Here is a 15,989-nt window from a genome sequence, read left to right as displayed (position 1 = left end):
TTTTACATACGTGGCGTGACGAGGGACGACCATGGCAGCGCTCGAGATCGAGTACTGCGTTCCGTGTGGTCACAGAGCGAACGCCCTGGAGACGGCCGACGCCATCCTCGACGCGCACGCGGACGCCGTCGATTCCGTGGGTCTCGTCCCCGGCGGTGGCGGGGTCTTCGAGGTGCGGACAGACGACGAAGTGATCCTGGACACCGACGAGGAGGCCTACGACCGCGACGCCATCGTCGAGCGCATCGGCGACGCGGTCGCGTGAGTCTCACCGCAGTAGGGCGGTAGGATGGAGTGGGGTTCGATAGTCGACGACAACCTCCTGTGGTGGGTGCTCGCCGCAGTCGCCGTGGGCGTCCTCGTCCCGGAACTCTCCGTCGTCACCGACTACGCGACGCCGATCCTCGCGGTGATGGTCGGGAGCGTCTCGCTCACGCTCACCGTCGACCGGTTCCGGGCCGTGGACGGCCGGGGCGTCGCGGGCGCGCTCGTCGGTCACGTCGCGATGCCCGCCCTGGCGTTCGCCATCGCGGTTGCACTCGACCTCTCGCCGGCGCTCGTCGCCGGGTTCGTGGTGCTCGGCGCGGTGACGCCCGAACTCGTGACGCCGACGATGACCGAACTCGCGGGCGGCGACACGGCGCTCGCGATGGTCGTGCTCGTCGTCGCCGGCGTCGGCGCGACCGCGCTCGTCCCGCTCGCGCTCGCGACGTTCGTCGGCGACGCCGTCGCCGTCGACTCGATGGCGATAATCGAAGGGCTGGCGCTCGCGGTCATCGCGCCGATGGGTGCCGCCATCGGACTCCGGCACGCGTTCGACGAGCGCGTCGGCGCACACGAGGACGTCTACAGCTCGGTGTCCGCGGTCGCGGTGATCGTCATCATCGGCGGTGTCGCCGCCGCGAACGCAGACCTCCTGCGGGACGCCCCGGCCCTGACCGCGGTCGTCGCCGCCGGCGCGCTCGCGCTGAACGCCGCCGGGTACGGACTCGGGTACCTCGTCGGAACCGGCGGAAGCCGCGAGACGAAGGTCGCGACGACGCTCTCGGTCGGGATGCGCGACTTCGCGGTCGCCGCCGCGCTCGTCGTCGCCGCCGGCTTCCCGACCGTCGCGACCCTCCCCGCGGTAACGTTCGGCGTCGTCGAGCTGACGACGAGCGCGCTCCTGGCCGAGCGACTCGCCAGCACGTAGCACCGACGTCGCGTCGCGACCTCAGGCGTGCTCGACCTTCTCGACGCTGACCTCGACGTCTTCGGGGTCGACGCCGATGCGCGCGAACTGCGTGCGGACGTGCTCCCGAGCGGCCTCCACGGCCTGGTCGCGCGTGTCGAACCCGCGCGGCATCGGCGAGTCGAACGCGACGTGCACCTCGCGCCCGTCGACCTCCTGGATGCTCCCGCCGCTCTCGACCTCGTAGAACTCGTCGCACACCCACACGTACGGCGCGTCCTCGTCGGGCGCGCCCTGGAACTGCGGCGCGCGCTCCCCGCGCTCGTAGACGGTGCCGGTCAGCTCGGTCCCACCGGCAGCGCCGCGGACTAGCAACATAATTCGACTGACGGCCCGCAGCCGAATAAGGGGAGTGGGTCCCACCGCCAGCACGAGCATACGCCGCCCGCCAGGGCGGCGTTTCACGTGTGGTTTGGTGCCCGCCAGGGCGGCGTTTCTGGTCGTCTTTCGGCGTCCACGGGATGGTATTTCGCGTGCTGGAGTGGGATGTCGAGCGAGGCGTGGTCGTGGGTGCGTGAAAAGCGGTATGGTGCTCGCGGTGTGAGGGTGTGCTATGACTGACCTCGGCGACTTCGGGGATTTCGCTGGTGACGACGACGAGGACGACGCGGGTGATGGCGGCGAGTCGGGGCCCGCCCGGCGTGCTGGGGCCGACGGGGGCGGTGACGAGGCAGCCGTCGGCGACGACTTCGAGCGCGTGGACGTGTCGCCGGCGGGGAGCGACGACGGTATCGGGACGGTGGCGGTGTCGGCGGGCCTCCAGATCGCCGAGCGCGAGGAGGATACGCAGTTGCGGGCGTACGTCACGACGGGGAACCGCCCGCAGGTACGTATCGGGAAGTACCTCCTGGTGCCGTATCCGGACGGCGAGAAGCTGTTCTGTCGCATCACGGGATTGGAGTACGAGCAGGCGTTCGTGAGCGACGACGCGAACGAGATTCACGCGCGCCGCGCCATGCGGCGGGACGGTATCGACGAGGCGGACTACAAGTTCATGGCGACGCTCGACCCGATGAGCGTCATCTTCAGGGACAACGCGGCGTCGGAGGCGCCGCGCGGAGGCGGCGACGCCGCCGGAGGCGACGGCGAGTTGAAGCGGCGGATGGTCGACCGCGTGCCGAAGCCGGAGACGGTGGTGCGGGTGGCGAGCGACACCGCGGAGATCAAGACGGGATTGAAGATGCCGGACGACGGCGTGTTCCTCGGGCACCTCTCCGTCGGCGGCGAGAAGGTGCGGACCGCGGCGGAACCGCCGACCATCGACTACCGATTGAAGGACGACTACGGCGACGGTGACCCGCTCCTGTTCCGGCACACGCTCGTCGCGGGCGGCACCGGGAGCGGGAAGACCCACGGCGCGAAGAACGTCCTCCGGCAGTTCCTCGCCGAGGAGCGCACGTACCCGATGGAGGGCGGTCGCGAGTCGCGGCCGGCGGTCGTGATGTTCGACCCGCAGGACGAGTACGCGCAGATGCACGACGACAACCCGGCGGTCGCCGACGACGACGCGTTCCGGCGGCGCCTGGAGCGCGAGGACGTCGCGTACGGCGGGGTCGAGGACACCACGGCGTTCGTGCCGAAGGTCGGGTCGGCGACGTACAGCGCCGACCATCACCGCGCGGAGCAGGTCGAGTTCACCATTCCCTTCTCGATGGTGCGGTCGCGGCCGTGGCTCGTCGCCAGTGCGGGGCTGAACGACAACCAGTACCCCGCGCTCAAGCTCCTGCTCTCCCGGTTCTTCGACGATTACGGGAACGCTGGGACCTACCAGCAGTTCCGGTCGTTCCTCGACGACCCCGCGTTGAAGGAGGAGCTCGACGAGAGCGGGCGCGTGCACGAGGCGACGTTCGACGCTATCAAACGCCGGACGTACGGGTTCGGGGACGTCTTCGACCAGAGCGCGCGCGCCATCACGGACATGGTGAACGAGTTCGTGCGCCCCGGCGGCCTGAGCGTCGTCCCGACGTATCACGTGACGGATTCGCGCCAGACGACGACGGTCGTGCTCGCGCTGGCGAGCCTGCTCGTCGACCAGAAGCTCTCGAACGACCCGCGCTACGAGCGCATCAAGGAGACGCCGCTCGTGCTCGGGATGGACGAGGCGCACAACTTCCTCACGGACGCCGAGGACGTCCAGGCGCGGAAGGTCATCTCGAAGTTCACGGACGCCGCCAAGCAGGGCCGCAAGGAACGCCTCGGATTGTTCCTCATCACGCAGGACCCGCAGGACGTCGCCGACCCCGTGTTCAAGCAGGTGAACACGACCGTCGTCCTGAACCTCGGCGACGAGGACGCCATCTCCGCGGTGAACATCCCCCGGAACCTCGAGGACAAGGTGCCCTACATGGAGAAAGGCCAGATGGTGGTGTACTCGCCGGACAACTCCGAACCCGTCGAGATCGTGGGACTCTCGAAGTGCCTCACGAAGCACGGTCGCTGAGGGAATCGCCGCGACTCTGCCTCGTGGTGCGACCGGATCGACGGGTGGTGACTCGCGGTAGTCGGCGGGTTCCGTCCGCTGAACCGTCCTGAACGGTCGAATTACTTATCCCACCAACTGTGCTATTTGATACCATGTCTGTGCACGTGCTCGTGGCGTACGACGACTCCACGCAGGCCGACCGCGCCCTGGCGTTCGCGCTGGAATCGTTCCCCGACGCCCACGTCACGCTGCTCACAGTCATCGACCCCGCCGACGCCGGCTCCCGCCGCCGCCTCTCGCTCCCGCCACTGGGCGACGAGTGGCTCGCTCGCGCCCGCGAGAACGCCGAGAGCCACCTCGCCGACGCCACCGAGCGCGCCAGCGACGCCGGCGTCGACGCCGACACCGTCATCGAGGTCGGACGGCCCGCGAACACCATCGTCGGGTACGCCGAGAACCACGACGTCGACCACGTCGTCATGGGCAGCCACGGTCGGTCCGGCGTCACGCGCATCCTCCTCGGGAGCGTCGCCGAGACCGTCATCCGACGGTCGCCCGTCCCAGTCACCGTCGCCCGCGCCGACGAGACGAGCGGTGACGGGACGAGCGCTGGCGCGACGAGCGCGGATTCGACGAACGCGGACGCGACGAGCGCCGAGGACGCGCCCGAGAGCGAGTCCGCGAACGGCTCGCCCGAGGACGCCGCGAACGAGGTCCCCGGCGAAGGCTCCGCCTGACCAGCACCCTTTTCCACTAAGGTTCCGAACACTTCTGGTATGGAATCGAGCGGCGGCGACGTCGTCGCCTGGGAGATCTCGGCTACGGACACGCGATTCGGCCGCCTCTGTGGGTACGCGCTCGTCGGCGTCCTCGGCGCGTTCGCGCTCGTGGCGCTCCTCGCGTTCGCCGTCGCCGTCGCCGCTGCGGTCGCGAGCGGCGACAGCGGGACGCTGTTCGTCGCCGTCGTGCTCGTGCTCGTCGGCGGCCCGATGTCGGCCGTCGCGCTCGTGCCGTTCCTCGACGCCGACCAGCGCCCCGACGACCTCTGGCCCAGCGAGACGTTCGACGTCCGCGCACTCCACCCCGTCGGCGTCGCCGCCAGCAGCATCCTCGCCGCCGCCGCCCTCGTCGCGACGGTCGCCAGCGACAGCGTCCTCGCGGTCTACCCGCTCGTCGGCGTCCTGTTCGTCGCTGCGATGGGGCTCGCCATCGGCGGCCCGGCCGGGCGCGTCGACCGCGACGCCGGCACGCTCACCGTCCACGGGAACACGCACCCGCTCGCCGACCTCGCCGCCGTCCGCGCCGTCGACGTCGGCGGCCTCGTCCTCGTCAACACGCGGTTCGTCGCCCGACCGGGCGGCCGCGACGCTCCCTTCCTGTTCACGGTACCGCGCGACGCCTACGCGCAGGTCCGCGACGACCTCGACGCCGGCGTCGCCGCCGACAGCACCGTCGACGCCCCGCGCTCGCGCGCCGACCGCGTCGCCATCGTCGCCGCCGGCGTCGGGTCGCTCGCGCTCGCCGCCGCCCTCGTCGCACTCGGCGCGACCAGCGGCGTCGACGGCGCCGACGTCCTCTACGCCGTCGCCAGCTTCCCCGCGCTCTTCGGCGTCCTCTTCCTCGCGCTCGCCGCACGCCGGAGCGCGTGAACGTCGAGAGACGACGGGAACGAGAGACGACGGGGGACGCGTGAGCGACGGGACGCGTCACCGACACGACCCGCGCTACGCGACCCGATACCGGCCGTCGTCGGTCGTCTCGAGTTCGCCGAACAGGACGAGCCAGTCGAGCTCGCGCGCGACCGTCTCGCCCCAGACCTCGCGCCAGTTCGTCGGGTACTTGTTGCGCTCGTACTGCGGCACCCTGTCAGCGACTGCATCGAACACCGCGTCCGCCGACACGGGCTCGTCCGCGGCCGCGACCGCGTCGCGGACCGCGGGCGCGAGATAGACGCCCTCGAGGAACCGCTCAGCGAGTTCCACCGGGTCGACGTCCTCGCGCGTCCTCGCGTACCCGCGCTCGTGCTCGGCGACCAGCCCGAGCGCGCGCAGGAACGTCAACCACTTCGCGGCCTCGTCGCGCTCCGGGAACCCGACGCGCTCCATGAGTCGCGTGCAGCAGTCGTCCTGCGTGTCCGGCACGAGCGGGACCGCCTGCCGGGACTCGAACACGCGGTCGACCGACTCGGGCGGACGCGGCACGTGCTTGAATCGCATCGCCTACGAGAGGTCGAAGCTCTCCGCGAGCAGTTCCTCGTCGGTCTCCCCGAACACGTGCGTCGGGCCGCCGCGGACGTCGATCGTCACCTTCGCGGGCGCGAACACGTCCTTCGGGATCTGCTGGAAGTTCCAGTCGTTCTCCTCGAACACCTGCATGAACGGCTTCCCGTACGTGTCCGCGGCGGTGCTCGCGACCTCGTCGAACCGGTCGAAGCCCTGGTCGACGACGACGTGCACCTCGCCGCCGTACGCGAGCGCGTCGTTCGTGCGCGCCATCGCCTCGTCCTCCGTCGGCGCGACCGGCGCGACCGGGGCGCGAGCGTTCACCGACAGCACCGAGAGCGGGTCGTAGCCGAGTTCCGCGAGCCGGAAGGCCGCGAGTTCGCCGGCGCGTGCGGCCATGCTCACGCTCCCCGCCATGCTCGCGGTCGGGAACGCGAGCAGGAACACGCTCTCGACGTTCGTCTCCGTCAGTTCCGCGACGTGCTCCGCCACCGCTTCGTCCGGGAGCGTCTCCGTCTCCACCGCGAGCGCCGTCAGGTCGAACGCGTCGTGGTACCCGATGGTCCGGAAGACGTCCTCCTCGCCGACGAGCGCGCGCGCCGGCCCACTCCCCAGGCCCTCGAAGTCGTCGACGCTGACCTCCCAGCCCGCCTTCTGCGAGCACAACAGCGCGTACGCCGGGTGGTCGGTCGTCAGTTCGACGTGCGATAGCGGCGCGCCAGCGACGTCGCCGAGCTCGCTCTGGACGGTCGCCAGCCCCGCGGTCTGGATCTCCGACAGGAGGAGGCCGGCCTCCAGCCCGCCGTCGAAGTCCACGCCGAAGTCCAGGACTGTCGCCTCGTTCTCCAGTTCGAACGCCCCAACGTGCAACTGCTCCGCGAAGTCGATGGCCTCGTCGACGAGCTCGATGGCCATCCGATTCAGACTCTCCATACCCCCGCTAGCGCGCCCTCACGAATAAAAGACGCCAGTTCGGGCGACGACCAACGGGAGTCGCCGAACGAGCGGCGCGGCGACCGGTGGGAGCCGCGTCGCTCGCGGTCGATACGAATGGCGCGGAGGGTGCGACGACCAACGGGAGTCGCCGAACGAGCGGCGCGGCGACCGGTGGGAGCCGCGTCGCTCAGGGGTCAGTCCTGGGTCGAGCGGGCGTCGCGTCCGAGTTCTTCTTCGACGCGGTCGACTTTCGAGCGGGCGGTCGTGTCCACGGTGCGCTTGTCGTCTACCTTCAGGAACGTGGAGACGCGGTCGCCGTCGACGGCGGCGTGCGCGGCGCTCGCGGCCGCGAACACGGTCTCGGCGTCGTCCGCTTCGATGGTCGTCCCCATCGGCGTCGTCTCGTACGCGACGTCGAACTCCTCGAGTGCGGCGACGGCCTTCGCGACCTCGCCAGCCATGCTGTCCTCCGTGACCGGTGCCACCGACAGGAACGCTACGGTCGTCATACCGGAACGTTCGGCGAGCGCGACCGAAAGCGCGTCGACTGTCCTCGCTGGACCTACCGAGCGGTCACTCGTCGTAGAGCGATACCGTGACCAGCCCGTCGAAGTTCAGGAGGATGCGCTGGGTGACGTCACCGAAGAACGCCTTCCCGCTCGGCGACCGGCGGCGTCCCGAGATGAACATGTGGTCGCAGCCCTCGTCCTCGGCGATCTCGATGGCGTCCTGCTCGAGGCGGCCGACCACACCGCGGTACTCGACGTCGACGTCGTGCTCCTCGACGACCCGTCGACCCGCCTCCTTCGCGATGTGGGTCGCCTCGCGTTCGGCCTCGTCGATGGAGAACGTCCCGCCACCGCTCCCCGTCTCCAGGCGCGTCGCCATCCGGTCCTCGTACTCGTCCTCGGGCATCACGTGCAGGAGCACGAGTTCCGCGTCGACGCCCTCGCACAGCTCCACGGCCTCCTCGACGAGCGCTTCCGTCGCACCTGTGTCCATTCGAACGACTGCCAGTGCTTTCTCCATATCCCGACCTGTCACGGGGTTTCCGGAAAAGCGTTTCCAGTACGCGTCAACGTGGCACGCACCCGCAGGGTGGCGTTGGCCTCGGGTGACCGGTGACGAGCACTCGGCACCCGCCGGCCGACCGCGACGAAGCCGTCCGCACCGACGACCAGCCCGATGACAAGCACGGCTTTCCCACGCAGGGTCGGCGTAGCTGATGAAAATATTCTGGGCAATAACGCTATACGGCGGACTGTGTAATGACCCGGCAGAAGGGGGATGCAATCCGGACAAGACGACGCAGGAGGGGGAAGAACAGTGCCGAAAGCGATCGTCCACAAGAAGATCCTCGACGTCGCCGAAGAGCGACCCGACGCGTCCATCGAGGAGCTCTCGGAGCGCGTCTCGGCGGCGTCGCCGTCGCTCGTCGAACGCGTCCTCGACGACTACGGTGACCCGTCGGCGAGCACTGGCAGTCCGACCGCGAGCAGCGCCGACGCGTCCGCAACCGCATCGGACGGGAGTGGACTGGCCACGGTCGCGGCGGCCGACGAGGACGCCGGCGCGACCACGCCACCGTCAATCGTTGGGTCCGAGGATGGCGTCGACGCGGACGGGTCCGACGGGGAAGCGGATGTGGACGCGGCCGACAGCGACGACGGGACCGACAGCGACGACGGGACCGACAGCGACGACGGGCGGACGGACGCGAACGAGACAACACCCGACCGCGTCGAGTCACTGACCGACCGGCAACGCGAGTACCTCGCCGCAATCAAAGCGCGTCCCGACGCAACCCAGAGCGAGATCGCGGCGACGTTCGACGTCAGTCAGGCGACGGTCAGCACGCAACTCAACGCCATCGACGGCTTCGACTGGGCGAACCGCCAGTCGTACGTCGCCGACCTCCAGCTCGACGAACACGCCCCAACCGACGAGCCCGGGACGGCCGACGAACCCAGGACGACCGACGACGCCTCCGGGAGCACGCGCAACGCGAAAGCGGGCACGGACGAGCAGGATGCGAGTGCGAACGAACCAGCAGCAGACGAGCCGTCGGCACCGACGGACGACCGGCCGACCGACGACGAGCCGAGCGACCCAGACGACCCCGACACGGCCCGAACCGACGCGCTTGAACCGAGCGAGTCGACCGACGAGCACGACGCCGACGCAGCGGAATCATCAGACGAAACGGTCGCCGAACCACTCGACGCAGCACAGACGACCGAGACGACCGGCGTCGACCGAACCGTCGCAACGGCACTCGCGGAGACACGACCACCGCGCTCGCCCGACCACGACGACGGCGACGACGCCGTCGACACGACCCTCGCCGACGCCGTCGACGACCTCGCCACCACCGTCACCGAACTCGAACGACGCCTCACCACCAGCACGACGAACCCAGCACCTACCTCACCACTCCGAGACACCGAACTCGCAGCCAAAGTCATCCACGCCACCGTCCAATCCGACACCATCGACGAAACCGACGCGCTCGAGGTCATCCAACACCTCACCACGCAACCCGAGGACTGACCGCGAACACGACGCCCTCACCCCGCCAGCACCACGCGCCACCCACCCGACCGCACCGACCACGAACAACCAGGTGCACTCACAACCGACGACACCGAGCGACCCCCGTCACTCGAACCCCGAAATCCACTCGTTCGACCTCGACGAACGCAGCCGCCTCGCCACGCTCGTCGACTCCGAGACGACGAAACGTGCGCAGACCAGGACCTGAACTCGGTCGCACGGTCCTCGGTTCGCTCGGCTGCGCGCTCCCCGCTCAAATCCCAGCGTTCGACTGCACTCGCCGACGCGCATGACTCGCACCGCTATGCGGTGCTCGTCGGCGTTGTCGTCGAGAGAAGTGCGCAGACCGGGATTTGAACGCGACGAGACGGTCGCCTCACTGCGTTCGGCGCTGCGACTCGTCTGCTCAAATCCCAGATACCGATTCTTCCGGTTTCGGACGACTCGCTACGCTCGTCGTCTGGGAAACCGGAAGAATGCGCAGACTGGGATTTGAACCCAGGTTGTGACCATGGCAAGGTCACGTGATACCACTACACTATCTGCGCGCGGTCACGCTTTCGCGTACCTAATCGTAGTGGCCGGGTTACAGATAAGGGTTCCGAATCGTGGCGCGTTCGTGACGTGGAACCACCACAGGGCGCCGGGGTCGAGACTCCAGACTATGTCTTCTCTACGTGCGCGAGCGCTCGCGCGAGCGAAGGCCAGCGACCGCGGCACCGAACCGGTCGTCACGCGAGCGGTCGCACGCGCCCACGCCCTTGGGGCCTGCCTCGCCCGCCCCTTCCTCGCGAGGCCGGCTAGCCACCCTGCGTGCGAAACCAACCCACGCCAATGCGTCACCTTGTGAACTCGAAACACGCGGCTAGTGGGCTGAGAGCGCCTCACAACCCCAAATACAATTCGGCACCCTTTTATGGCGCGTTCGAATACAATCGGCACAGTCTAGTGACGAGGCGAGAAAGCGTCACGGCATGACCACCAGCGTACTCGTGCCGTCCTCCCTCACCCGGGAAGCCGAGGACAAACGCGAGGCAACTCGCAAACTCGGTTACGTCGCCCGCGCGGCGACCATCTTCCGGGCGGACCGACTCGTCGTCTTCCCCGACGAAGACGGCGAACGGAAACGAGGCGGGGACTTCGTACGCACCGTACTCGAATACGCCGCAACGCCCCCCTACCTCAAACGCGAGGCATGGGGAAAACGGCCAGAACTCGAGTACGTCGGTGTCCTGCCGCCGCTCCTCCCGGCGTCACAGACCGGCTCCGAATCGAACGATTCGGAGTCGTTAAGACAGGGAATCGTGACCGAGGTCGGACCTGAAGGGCGCGTCCGGGTCAATTGCGGACTGCAACACCCGATCTCCCTCAACGTCCCTCCGGCGATGGAGGTGGCTGAGGGAGAGCGCGTGACCGTCAGGGTCTCTTCGAGACGACCGGTTCGTGCGCGACTCGTCGACGCCCCACTCCCGGGGTTCGACGTGGAGCAATCGACCATTTCGGCAGCACTCGGCCGTGAGGACGCGGGCGTGACCATCGCCGCTTCACGACACGGGGAGGAACTCTCCGTGTCCAGGCTGGACACGCTCGCCGGGCGCATCCACGACGACGGACTGACCGTCGTCTTCGGAGCGCCCGACAGAGGACTGCCGCCAATCCTCGGCGTCGACGCCGACGCCGTGGACTCGAACACCGTCGAATCCGGTGACCTACCCGGGTTCGACCTCTGGGTGAATTCGATCCCGAACCAGGGCAGCGAGGTCGTGCGAACCGAAGAAGCGATGTTCGCCACACTCGGCTGCCTCACCCTAACGAGGTAACAGCATGCCACAACCAAGCAGACCACGCAAAGGCTCGCTCGGATTCGGCCCACGAGTTCGCGCGTCTAGCGAGACGCCGCGATTCAACTCGTGGCCCGAGGACGATGGACAGCCGACGCTGCAGGCTTTCGCCGGCTACAAAGCCGGCATGACGCACGTGGTGATGATCAACGACGAGTCCGACTCCCCCCGCGAAGGGATGGAGGAGACCGTTCCCGTGACCATCATCGAGACGCCGCCGATGAAGGCGGTCGCCCTGCGAGCGTACGAGAACACACCTTACGGCAAGCAGCCGCTCACCGAAGTCTGGGCGCCCGAGGTCGACGACGACCTCGACCGCGTCCTCGACGTCCCGGAGGACGTCGACTTCGAGACGAAGGCCGACGACTTCCGCGCGACCGTCGACGAGGCGGACATCGCGGACGTCCGTGCGATCACGCACACGACGCCCCGTAGCGTCCCGTCGGTCCCGAAGAAGAAGCCGGACGTCATGGAGACCCGCATCGGCGGTGGCTCCATCGACGACCGCGTCGACTACGGCCTCGAACTCCTCGAGGACGGCGGCGCGCACGACACGACGGACGTCTTCCGCGAGGGCGAACTCGCGGACGTCGCCGGTGTCACGAAGGGCAAGGGCACCCAGGGTCCCGTCAAGCGCTGGGGCGTCCAGAAGCGGAAGGGCAAGCACGCCCGCCAGGGCTGGCGGCGCCGCATCGGGAACCTCGGTCCGTGGAACCCGAGCCGCGTTCGCTCGACGGTCCCCCAGCAGGGCCAAACTGGCTACCACCAGCGCACCGAGCTCAACAAGCGTATTCTCGGGCTCGGTGACGGTGACGACGCGAACGTCGACGGCGGCTTCGTCAACTACGGCGAGGTCGACGGTCCGTACACGCTCGTCAAGGGGAGCGTGCCTGGTCCCGACCAGCGCCTGCTCCGACTTCGCCCGGCTATCCGACCGAACGAGCAACCGCGCCTCGACCCCGAGGTCCGGTACGTCTCCACAGCATCGAACCAGGGCTAAATCATGAACGCGACAATCTACGACCTGGACGGCGACGAGTCCGACTCGCTCGAGCTGCCGGAGGTCTTCGGGACGCAGTTCCGCCCGGACCTCATCAAGCGAGCGGTCGGCGTCGCACAGGCAAACGCGAAGCAGGACTACGGAGCGGACCCGCACGCGGGCCTCCGGACGTCCGCGGAATCGCCCGGCTCCGGGCGTGGCATGGCGCACGTGCCGCGCACGAACGGTCAGGGTGCGCGCGTCCCCCAGACTGTCGGGGGTCGCAAGGCGCATCCGCCGAAGGCCGAGAAAGAGCAGGGGAAGTCGATCAACAAGAAGGAACGCAAGCTCGCGTTCCGTTCCGCGGTCGCGGCGACCGTGGACGCAGAGCGCGTGGCCGAGCGCGGCCACGAGTTCGACGACGACCTCGACCTGCCCGTCGTCGTGTCCGACGAGTTCGAGGACCTCGCGAAGACCAAGGAGGTCGTCGCGCTCCTCGAAGCACTCGGGCTCGACGCGGACGTCGAGCGCGCTGACGAGGGGCGCTCGGTCCGCGCAGGCCAGGGGAAGGCCCGTGGCCGGAAGTACACGGAGCCGAAGTCCGTGCTGTTCGTCACGTCCAGTGACGCGGGCCCGTCGAAGGCCGCGCGGAACCTCGCCGGTGCCGACGTCGCCACCGCGGCGAACGTCGACGTCGAGGACCTCGCGCCCGGCACGCACGCCGGTCGACTCACCGTCTGGACGGAGTCCGCCGTCGCGGAGGTGAACGAGCGATGAGCGCCGACGTCATTCGGTTCCCGCTCGTCACCGAGAAGGCGATGAACGACATGGACTTCGAGAACAAGCTCCAGTTCGTCGTGCACGACGAAGCCTCGAAGATCGACGTCCGCGAGGCCGTCGAGTCGCAGTTCGAGGTCGACGTGGACGACGTGAACACGATGATCACGATGAAAGGCCAGAAGAAGGCGATCGTTCGTCTGAGCGAGGACGACGACGCGCAGGAAGTGGCCTCCCGCATCGGGGTGTTCTAAGAATGGGACGCAGAATCCAGGGGCAGCGACGCGGTCGTGGTGGCTCGACGTTCCGAGCCCCCAGTCACCGTTACAAGGCTGACCTCTCACACAAGAAGCTCGAGGAATCGGACGTCGTCGCGGGCGAGGTCGTCGACATCGAGCACGACCCTGCTCGCTCCGCGCCCGTCGCGGCCGTCGAGTTCGAGGACGGCGACCGTCGTCTCGTGCTCGCGCCCGAAGGGATCGCGGTCGGCGACGAACTGCAGGTTGGTATCTCCTCGGAGATCAAGCCCGGCAACACGATGCCGCTGGCGGAGATCCCCGAGGGTGTTCCCGTGTGTAACGTGGAGCGCCAGCCGGGTGACGGTGGGAAGTTCGCGCGTGCATCGGGTACGAGCGCGGACCTCATCACGCACGACCGCGACGCCGCGGTCGTCCAGTTGCCCAGCGGCGAGATGAAGCGCCTGTCGCCGGACTGCCGCGCCACGGTCGGCGTGGTCGCCGGTGGCGGTCGGACGGAGAAGCCGTTCGTGAAGGCGGGGAACAAGTACCACAAGATGCGTGCCCGCGGTGGCAAGTGGCCGACCGTGCGTGGTGTGGCGATGAACGCCGTCGACCACCCGTTCGGTGGCGGTGGCCGCCAGCACCCGGGTCAGCCCAAGTCCGTGTCGCGGAACGCGCCGCCGGGCCGCAAGGTCGGCGACATCTCCTCCCGACGCACGGGCCGAGGTGGTAACAAATGACGAATCAGGAATACCGAACCGGCCGGGACGAGGACGAGGAGTTCACGTACCGCGGCCACACGCTCGACGAACTCCAGGAACTCGACCTGGAGGACGTCGCGGAACTGCTGCCCGCTCGCCAGCGGCGAAGTATCGAACGCGGCCTCTCCGTGGAGAAGCAGAAGCTCATCGAGGAGGCTCGCGACGCGACCGAAGAGGAAACCGCGAACAACCCGCTCCGCACGCACCTGCGCGACATGGTCGTGCTGCCGGAGTTCGTCGGCCTCACGTTCGCCGTCTACAACGGCCAGGAGTTCGAGCGCGTTCGAGTGGAGCCCGAGATGATCGGGCACTACCTCGGCGAGTTCCAGCTCACGCGAACGTCCGTCGAGCACGGACAGGCCGGGATCGGGGCGACGCGGTCCTCGAAGTTCGTGCCACTCAAGTAAACCATGGGAATCAGTTACAGCGTCGACGCGGATCCGGATTCGACGGCGAAAGCCATGCTCCGGGAGCGTCACATGAGCAACAAGCACAGCAAGGCCATCGCGCGAGAGATCAAGGGGATGACCGTCGCGGACGCGCAAGCGTACCTCGACGACGTCATCGCCGGCGACCGCTCGGTGCCGTTCAAGCAGCACAACAGCGGTGTCGGGCACCGTAGCGACATCGACGGCTGGGACGCCGGTCGTTTCCCCGAGAAGGCCAGCAAGGCGTTCAAGGAACTGCTCACGAACGTCGCCGCGAACGCGGACCACCAGGGGTTCGACGGTGAATCCATGGAGATCGCGCACTGTGCGGCACACAAGGTCGGCGAGTCTCAGGGCCGCAAGCCCCGCGCGATGGGGCGGGCGTCGCCGTGGAACACGCCGGAGGTCGACGTCGAGATCGTCGTCGAGGAGGTCGAAGCATAATGGCTGACGAACATCAATTCATCCAGGACGGGATGCAGCGCTCCCAGATCGACGAGTTCTTCGCGGAAGAGCTCGGTCGCGCCGGCTACGGCGGCATGGAGATGGCGCCGACGCCGATGGGCATGCAGATCGTCCTCAAGGCGGAGAAGCCCGGGATGGTCATCGGGAAAGGTGGGAAGAACATCCGGAAGGTCACCACCCAGCTCGAGGAGCGATTCAACCTCGAGGACCCCCAGATCGACGTGCAGGAGGTCGACGAACCCGACCTGAACGCGCGTATCGTCGCGGACCGTCTCGCGAACGCGCTCGAGCGTGGCTGGTACTTCCGGAAGGCCGGTCACACGACCCTCGAACGCATCATGGACGCTGGCGCGCTCGGCGCCGAGATCGTCCTCTCCGGGAAGGTCACGGGTGCGCGGTCGCGCGTCGAGAAGTTCAACGACGGGTACATCAAGCACAACGGCGAGCCCGCTGAGGAGGTCGTCGACCACGGCCAGGGCGTCGCGGTGATGAAACTCGGCACGATCGGTGTCGACGTGAAGATCATCCCGCCGGGTGCGGAACTCCCCGACGACTTCGGCGTGCACGCCGACATGGACGTCAACGAGGTCGCGCCCGAGGCTGTCGAGGCCAACGAGGCGGCGGACCTCATCGAGGAACCCGACGACGAGGAGCTCGCGGAGATCCAGGAGGACGTCCAGGAAGCCGAGGACGACCTGTCCGCGGACGCCGACGACGACGCCGTCGACGCGGTCGACGAGGACGTCGTCGAGGAGGTCATCGAGGACGAACTCGACGAGGAGGTCGTCGACGAGGACGTCGACGTCCCGACCGACGACGACATCGAGGAGGACTTCGAGGACCTCGACGAGGCCGTCGAAGCCGAAGCCGAAGAGCTCATGGACGAGATGGACGACGAAGCAGAGGACACGGAGGAGTAAGTCATGGCGATTCTCCACACCGAAGAGATCCGCGACATGACGGCCACCGAACGCGAAGAGGAGCTGGAGGAGCTCGAGACCGAGCTCCTGAACACGAAGGCGGTGCAGGCAGCCGGTGGTGCGCCCGAGAACCCCGGGCGCGTGAGCGAACTGAAGAAGACGATCGCTCGCATCAAGACGATTCAGACGGAAGAAGGCGACCACGAGTAAGCGAC

Annotated in this window: 20 protein-coding genes and 1 tRNA gene; 15 read left to right on the top strand and 6 right to left on the bottom strand. The window is 68.2% G+C overall.

What is annotated here, in order from left to right; genetic code table 11:
- Positions 1-31 precede the first annotated feature (31 nt).
- Complete coding sequence (locus VYJ16_RS21750; RefSeq protein WP_336352410.1) at positions 32-265, top strand: Rdx family protein; 234 nt, start codon at positions 32-34, stop codon at positions 263-265.
- 24 nt (positions 266-289) lie between these two features.
- A complete protein-coding gene (locus VYJ16_RS21745; protein WP_336352409.1) occupies positions 290-1,192 on the top strand; it encodes a bile acid:sodium symporter family protein in 903 nt (300 codons plus the stop codon).
- 21 nt (positions 1,193-1,213) lie between these two features.
- On the opposite strand, the gene VYJ16_RS21740 is transcribed toward VYJ16_RS21745, so the two are convergent.
- The gene (locus VYJ16_RS21740) at positions 1,214-1,549 is read right to left on the bottom strand and encodes a DUF7113 family protein (RefSeq protein ID WP_336352408.1); all 336 of its coding nucleotides are present in this window, start codon (positions 1,547-1,549) and stop codon (positions 1,214-1,216) included.
- A 235-nt stretch (positions 1,550-1,784) separates the two neighbouring features.
- Here VYJ16_RS21740 and VYJ16_RS21735 point away from each other — a divergent pair, with 235 nt between their 5' ends.
- The 3 genes from VYJ16_RS21735 (at position 1,785) to VYJ16_RS21725 (ending at position 5,302) form a co-directional block, all read left to right on the top strand.
- On the top strand, positions 1,785-3,671 hold the full coding sequence (locus tag VYJ16_RS21735) for an ATP-binding protein (RefSeq protein WP_336352407.1): 1,887 nt from the start codon (positions 1,785-1,787) through the stop codon (positions 3,669-3,671).
- 134 nt (positions 3,672-3,805) lie between these two features.
- Positions 3,806-4,390, top strand: coding sequence for a universal stress protein (locus tag VYJ16_RS21730; protein ID WP_336352406.1), 585 nt, complete (start codon positions 3,806-3,808; stop codon positions 4,388-4,390).
- Between the two features lie 39 nt (positions 4,391-4,429).
- On the top strand, positions 4,430-5,302 hold the full coding sequence (locus VYJ16_RS21725; protein ID WP_336352405.1) for a hypothetical protein: 873 nt from the start codon (positions 4,430-4,432) through the stop codon (positions 5,300-5,302).
- Positions 5,303-5,377: 75 nt separating this feature from the next.
- On the opposite strand, the gene VYJ16_RS21720 is transcribed toward VYJ16_RS21725, so the two are convergent.
- The 4 genes from VYJ16_RS21720 to VYJ16_RS21705 all read right to left on the bottom strand — a co-directional run bounded on the left by VYJ16_RS21720 (position 5,378) and on the right by VYJ16_RS21705 (position 7,840).
- Positions 5,378-5,869: a double winged helix-containing putative transcriptional regulator gene (locus VYJ16_RS21720; RefSeq protein ID WP_336352404.1), complete on the bottom strand. Its 492-nt coding sequence runs from the start codon at positions 5,867-5,869 to the stop codon at positions 5,378-5,380.
- Positions 5,870-5,872: 3 nt separating this feature from the next.
- Entirely contained in the window at positions 5,873-6,808 is a 936-nt protein-coding gene (gene mch / locus VYJ16_RS21715) for a methenyltetrahydromethanopterin cyclohydrolase (protein WP_336352403.1), read from the bottom strand.
- A 197-nt stretch (positions 6,809-7,005) separates the two neighbouring features.
- Entirely contained in the window at positions 7,006-7,320 is a 315-nt protein-coding gene (locus VYJ16_RS21710; RefSeq protein WP_336352402.1) for a thiamine-binding protein, read from the bottom strand.
- 64 nt (positions 7,321-7,384) lie between these two features.
- Entirely contained in the window at positions 7,385-7,840 is a 456-nt protein-coding gene (locus tag VYJ16_RS21705; protein ID WP_336352401.1) for a universal stress protein, read from the bottom strand.
- A 297-nt stretch (positions 7,841-8,137) separates the two neighbouring features.
- Between VYJ16_RS21705 and VYJ16_RS21700 the strand changes: the two genes are divergently transcribed.
- On the top strand, positions 8,138-9,361 hold the full coding sequence (locus tag VYJ16_RS21700; protein ID WP_336352400.1) for a hypothetical protein: 1,224 nt from the start codon (positions 8,138-8,140) through the stop codon (positions 9,359-9,361).
- 480 nt (positions 9,362-9,841) lie between these two features.
- Here the strand turns inward: VYJ16_RS21700 and VYJ16_RS21695 are convergent.
- Positions 9,842-9,912, bottom strand: a tRNA-Gly gene (locus VYJ16_RS21695).
- Positions 9,913-10,338: 426 nt separating this feature from the next.
- On the opposite strand from VYJ16_RS21695, the gene VYJ16_RS21690 reads away from it, so the two are divergent.
- Genes VYJ16_RS21690 through rpmC form a run of 9 tightly spaced genes read left to right on the top strand, consistent with a single transcriptional unit; the run spans position 10,339 to position 15,984 of the window.
- The gene (locus VYJ16_RS21690; protein ID WP_336352399.1) at positions 10,339-11,184 is read left to right on the top strand and encodes an RNA methyltransferase; all 846 of its coding nucleotides are present in this window, start codon (positions 10,339-10,341) and stop codon (positions 11,182-11,184) included.
- 4 nt (positions 11,185-11,188) lie between these two features.
- Entirely contained in the window at positions 11,189-12,205 is a 1,017-nt protein-coding gene (locus VYJ16_RS21685; protein WP_336352398.1) for a 50S ribosomal protein L3, read from the top strand.
- A gap of 3 nt (positions 12,206-12,208) precedes the next feature.
- Positions 12,209-12,961, top strand: coding sequence for a 50S ribosomal protein L4 (gene rpl4p, locus VYJ16_RS21680; protein ID WP_336352397.1), 753 nt, complete (start codon positions 12,209-12,211; stop codon positions 12,959-12,961).
- Positions 12,958-13,215 (top strand): 50S ribosomal protein L23, encoded by a 258-nt coding sequence (locus VYJ16_RS21675; RefSeq protein ID WP_336352396.1) that lies wholly within the window; start codon positions 12,958-12,960, stop codon positions 13,213-13,215. Before rpl4p ends, VYJ16_RS21675 begins: the two co-directional genes overlap by 4 nt.
- A 2-nt stretch (positions 13,216-13,217) precedes the next feature.
- Positions 13,218-13,940 (top strand): 50S ribosomal protein L2, encoded by a 723-nt coding sequence (locus VYJ16_RS21670; RefSeq protein ID WP_227133674.1) that lies wholly within the window; start codon positions 13,218-13,220, stop codon positions 13,938-13,940.
- Positions 13,937-14,368: a 30S ribosomal protein S19 gene (locus VYJ16_RS21665; protein WP_336352395.1), complete on the top strand. Its 432-nt coding sequence runs from the start codon at positions 13,937-13,939 to the stop codon at positions 14,366-14,368. Before VYJ16_RS21670 ends, VYJ16_RS21665 begins: the two co-directional genes overlap by 4 nt.
- A 3-nt stretch (positions 14,369-14,371) precedes the next feature.
- Positions 14,372-14,833: a 50S ribosomal protein L22 gene (locus VYJ16_RS21660; RefSeq protein ID WP_336352394.1), complete on the top strand. Its 462-nt coding sequence runs from the start codon at positions 14,372-14,374 to the stop codon at positions 14,831-14,833.
- The gene (locus VYJ16_RS21655) at positions 14,833-15,774 is read left to right on the top strand and encodes a 30S ribosomal protein S3 (RefSeq protein ID WP_336352393.1); all 942 of its coding nucleotides are present in this window, start codon (positions 14,833-14,835) and stop codon (positions 15,772-15,774) included. The genes VYJ16_RS21660 and VYJ16_RS21655 overlap by 1 nt, the downstream gene beginning before the upstream one ends.
- Before the next feature lie 3 nt (positions 15,775-15,777).
- Complete coding sequence (gene rpmC / locus VYJ16_RS21650) at positions 15,778-15,984, top strand: 50S ribosomal protein L29 (protein WP_336352392.1); 207 nt, start codon at positions 15,778-15,780, stop codon at positions 15,982-15,984.
- Positions 15,985-15,989: the final 5 nt, after the last annotated feature.

The organism is Halorubellus litoreus, assembly GCF_037081675.1.
Taxonomy (GTDB): Archaea; Halobacteriota; Halobacteria; order Halobacteriales; family Natrialbaceae; genus Halorubellus; species Halorubellus litoreus.
Note: the sequence above shows the minus strand (reverse complement) of the source record. Positions and strands in the feature narration are given on the sequence as shown.

Bases quoted from the DNA above. Each gene is read 5' to 3' on its own strand.
- VYJ16_RS21750 (WP_336352410.1), top strand. From the start codon at position 32: ATGGCAGCGCTCGAGATCGAGTACTGCGTTCCGTGTGGTCACAGAGCG.
- VYJ16_RS21745 (WP_336352409.1), top strand. From the start codon at position 290: ATGGAGTGGGGTTCGATAGTCGACGACAACCTCCTGTGGTGGGTGCTC.
- VYJ16_RS21740 (WP_336352408.1), bottom strand. From the start codon at position 1,549: ATGTTGCTAGTCCGCGGCGCTGCCGGTGGGACCGAGCTGACCGGCACC.
- VYJ16_RS21735 (WP_336352407.1), top strand. From the start codon at position 1,785: ATGACTGACCTCGGCGACTTCGGGGATTTCGCTGGTGACGACGACGAG.
- VYJ16_RS21730 (WP_336352406.1), top strand. From the start codon at position 3,806: ATGTCTGTGCACGTGCTCGTGGCGTACGACGACTCCACGCAGGCCGAC.
- VYJ16_RS21725 (WP_336352405.1), top strand. From the start codon at position 4,430: ATGGAATCGAGCGGCGGCGACGTCGTCGCCTGGGAGATCTCGGCTACG.
- VYJ16_RS21720 (WP_336352404.1), bottom strand. From the start codon at position 5,869: ATGCGATTCAAGCACGTGCCGCGTCCGCCCGAGTCGGTCGACCGCGTG.
- mch (WP_336352403.1), bottom strand. From the start codon at position 6,808: ATGGAGAGTCTGAATCGGATGGCCATCGAGCTCGTCGACGAGGCCATC.
- VYJ16_RS21710 (WP_336352402.1), bottom strand. From the start codon at position 7,320: ATGACGACCGTAGCGTTCCTGTCGGTGGCACCGGTCACGGAGGACAGC.
- VYJ16_RS21705 (WP_336352401.1), bottom strand. From the start codon at position 7,840: ATGGAGAAAGCACTGGCAGTCGTTCGAATGGACACAGGTGCGACGGAA.
- VYJ16_RS21690 (WP_336352399.1), top strand. From the start codon at position 10,339: ATGACCACCAGCGTACTCGTGCCGTCCTCCCTCACCCGGGAAGCCGAG.
- VYJ16_RS21685 (WP_336352398.1), top strand. From the start codon at position 11,189: ATGCCACAACCAAGCAGACCACGCAAAGGCTCGCTCGGATTCGGCCCA.
- rpl4p (WP_336352397.1), top strand. From the start codon at position 12,209: ATGAACGCGACAATCTACGACCTGGACGGCGACGAGTCCGACTCGCTC.
- VYJ16_RS21675 (WP_336352396.1), top strand. From the start codon at position 12,958: ATGAGCGCCGACGTCATTCGGTTCCCGCTCGTCACCGAGAAGGCGATG.
- VYJ16_RS21670 (WP_227133674.1), top strand. From the start codon at position 13,218: ATGGGACGCAGAATCCAGGGGCAGCGACGCGGTCGTGGTGGCTCGACG.
- VYJ16_RS21665 (WP_336352395.1), top strand. From the start codon at position 13,937: ATGACGAATCAGGAATACCGAACCGGCCGGGACGAGGACGAGGAGTTC.
- VYJ16_RS21660 (WP_336352394.1), top strand. From the start codon at position 14,372: ATGGGAATCAGTTACAGCGTCGACGCGGATCCGGATTCGACGGCGAAA.
- VYJ16_RS21655 (WP_336352393.1), top strand. From the start codon at position 14,833: ATGGCTGACGAACATCAATTCATCCAGGACGGGATGCAGCGCTCCCAG.
- rpmC (WP_336352392.1), top strand. From the start codon at position 15,778: ATGGCGATTCTCCACACCGAAGAGATCCGCGACATGACGGCCACCGAA.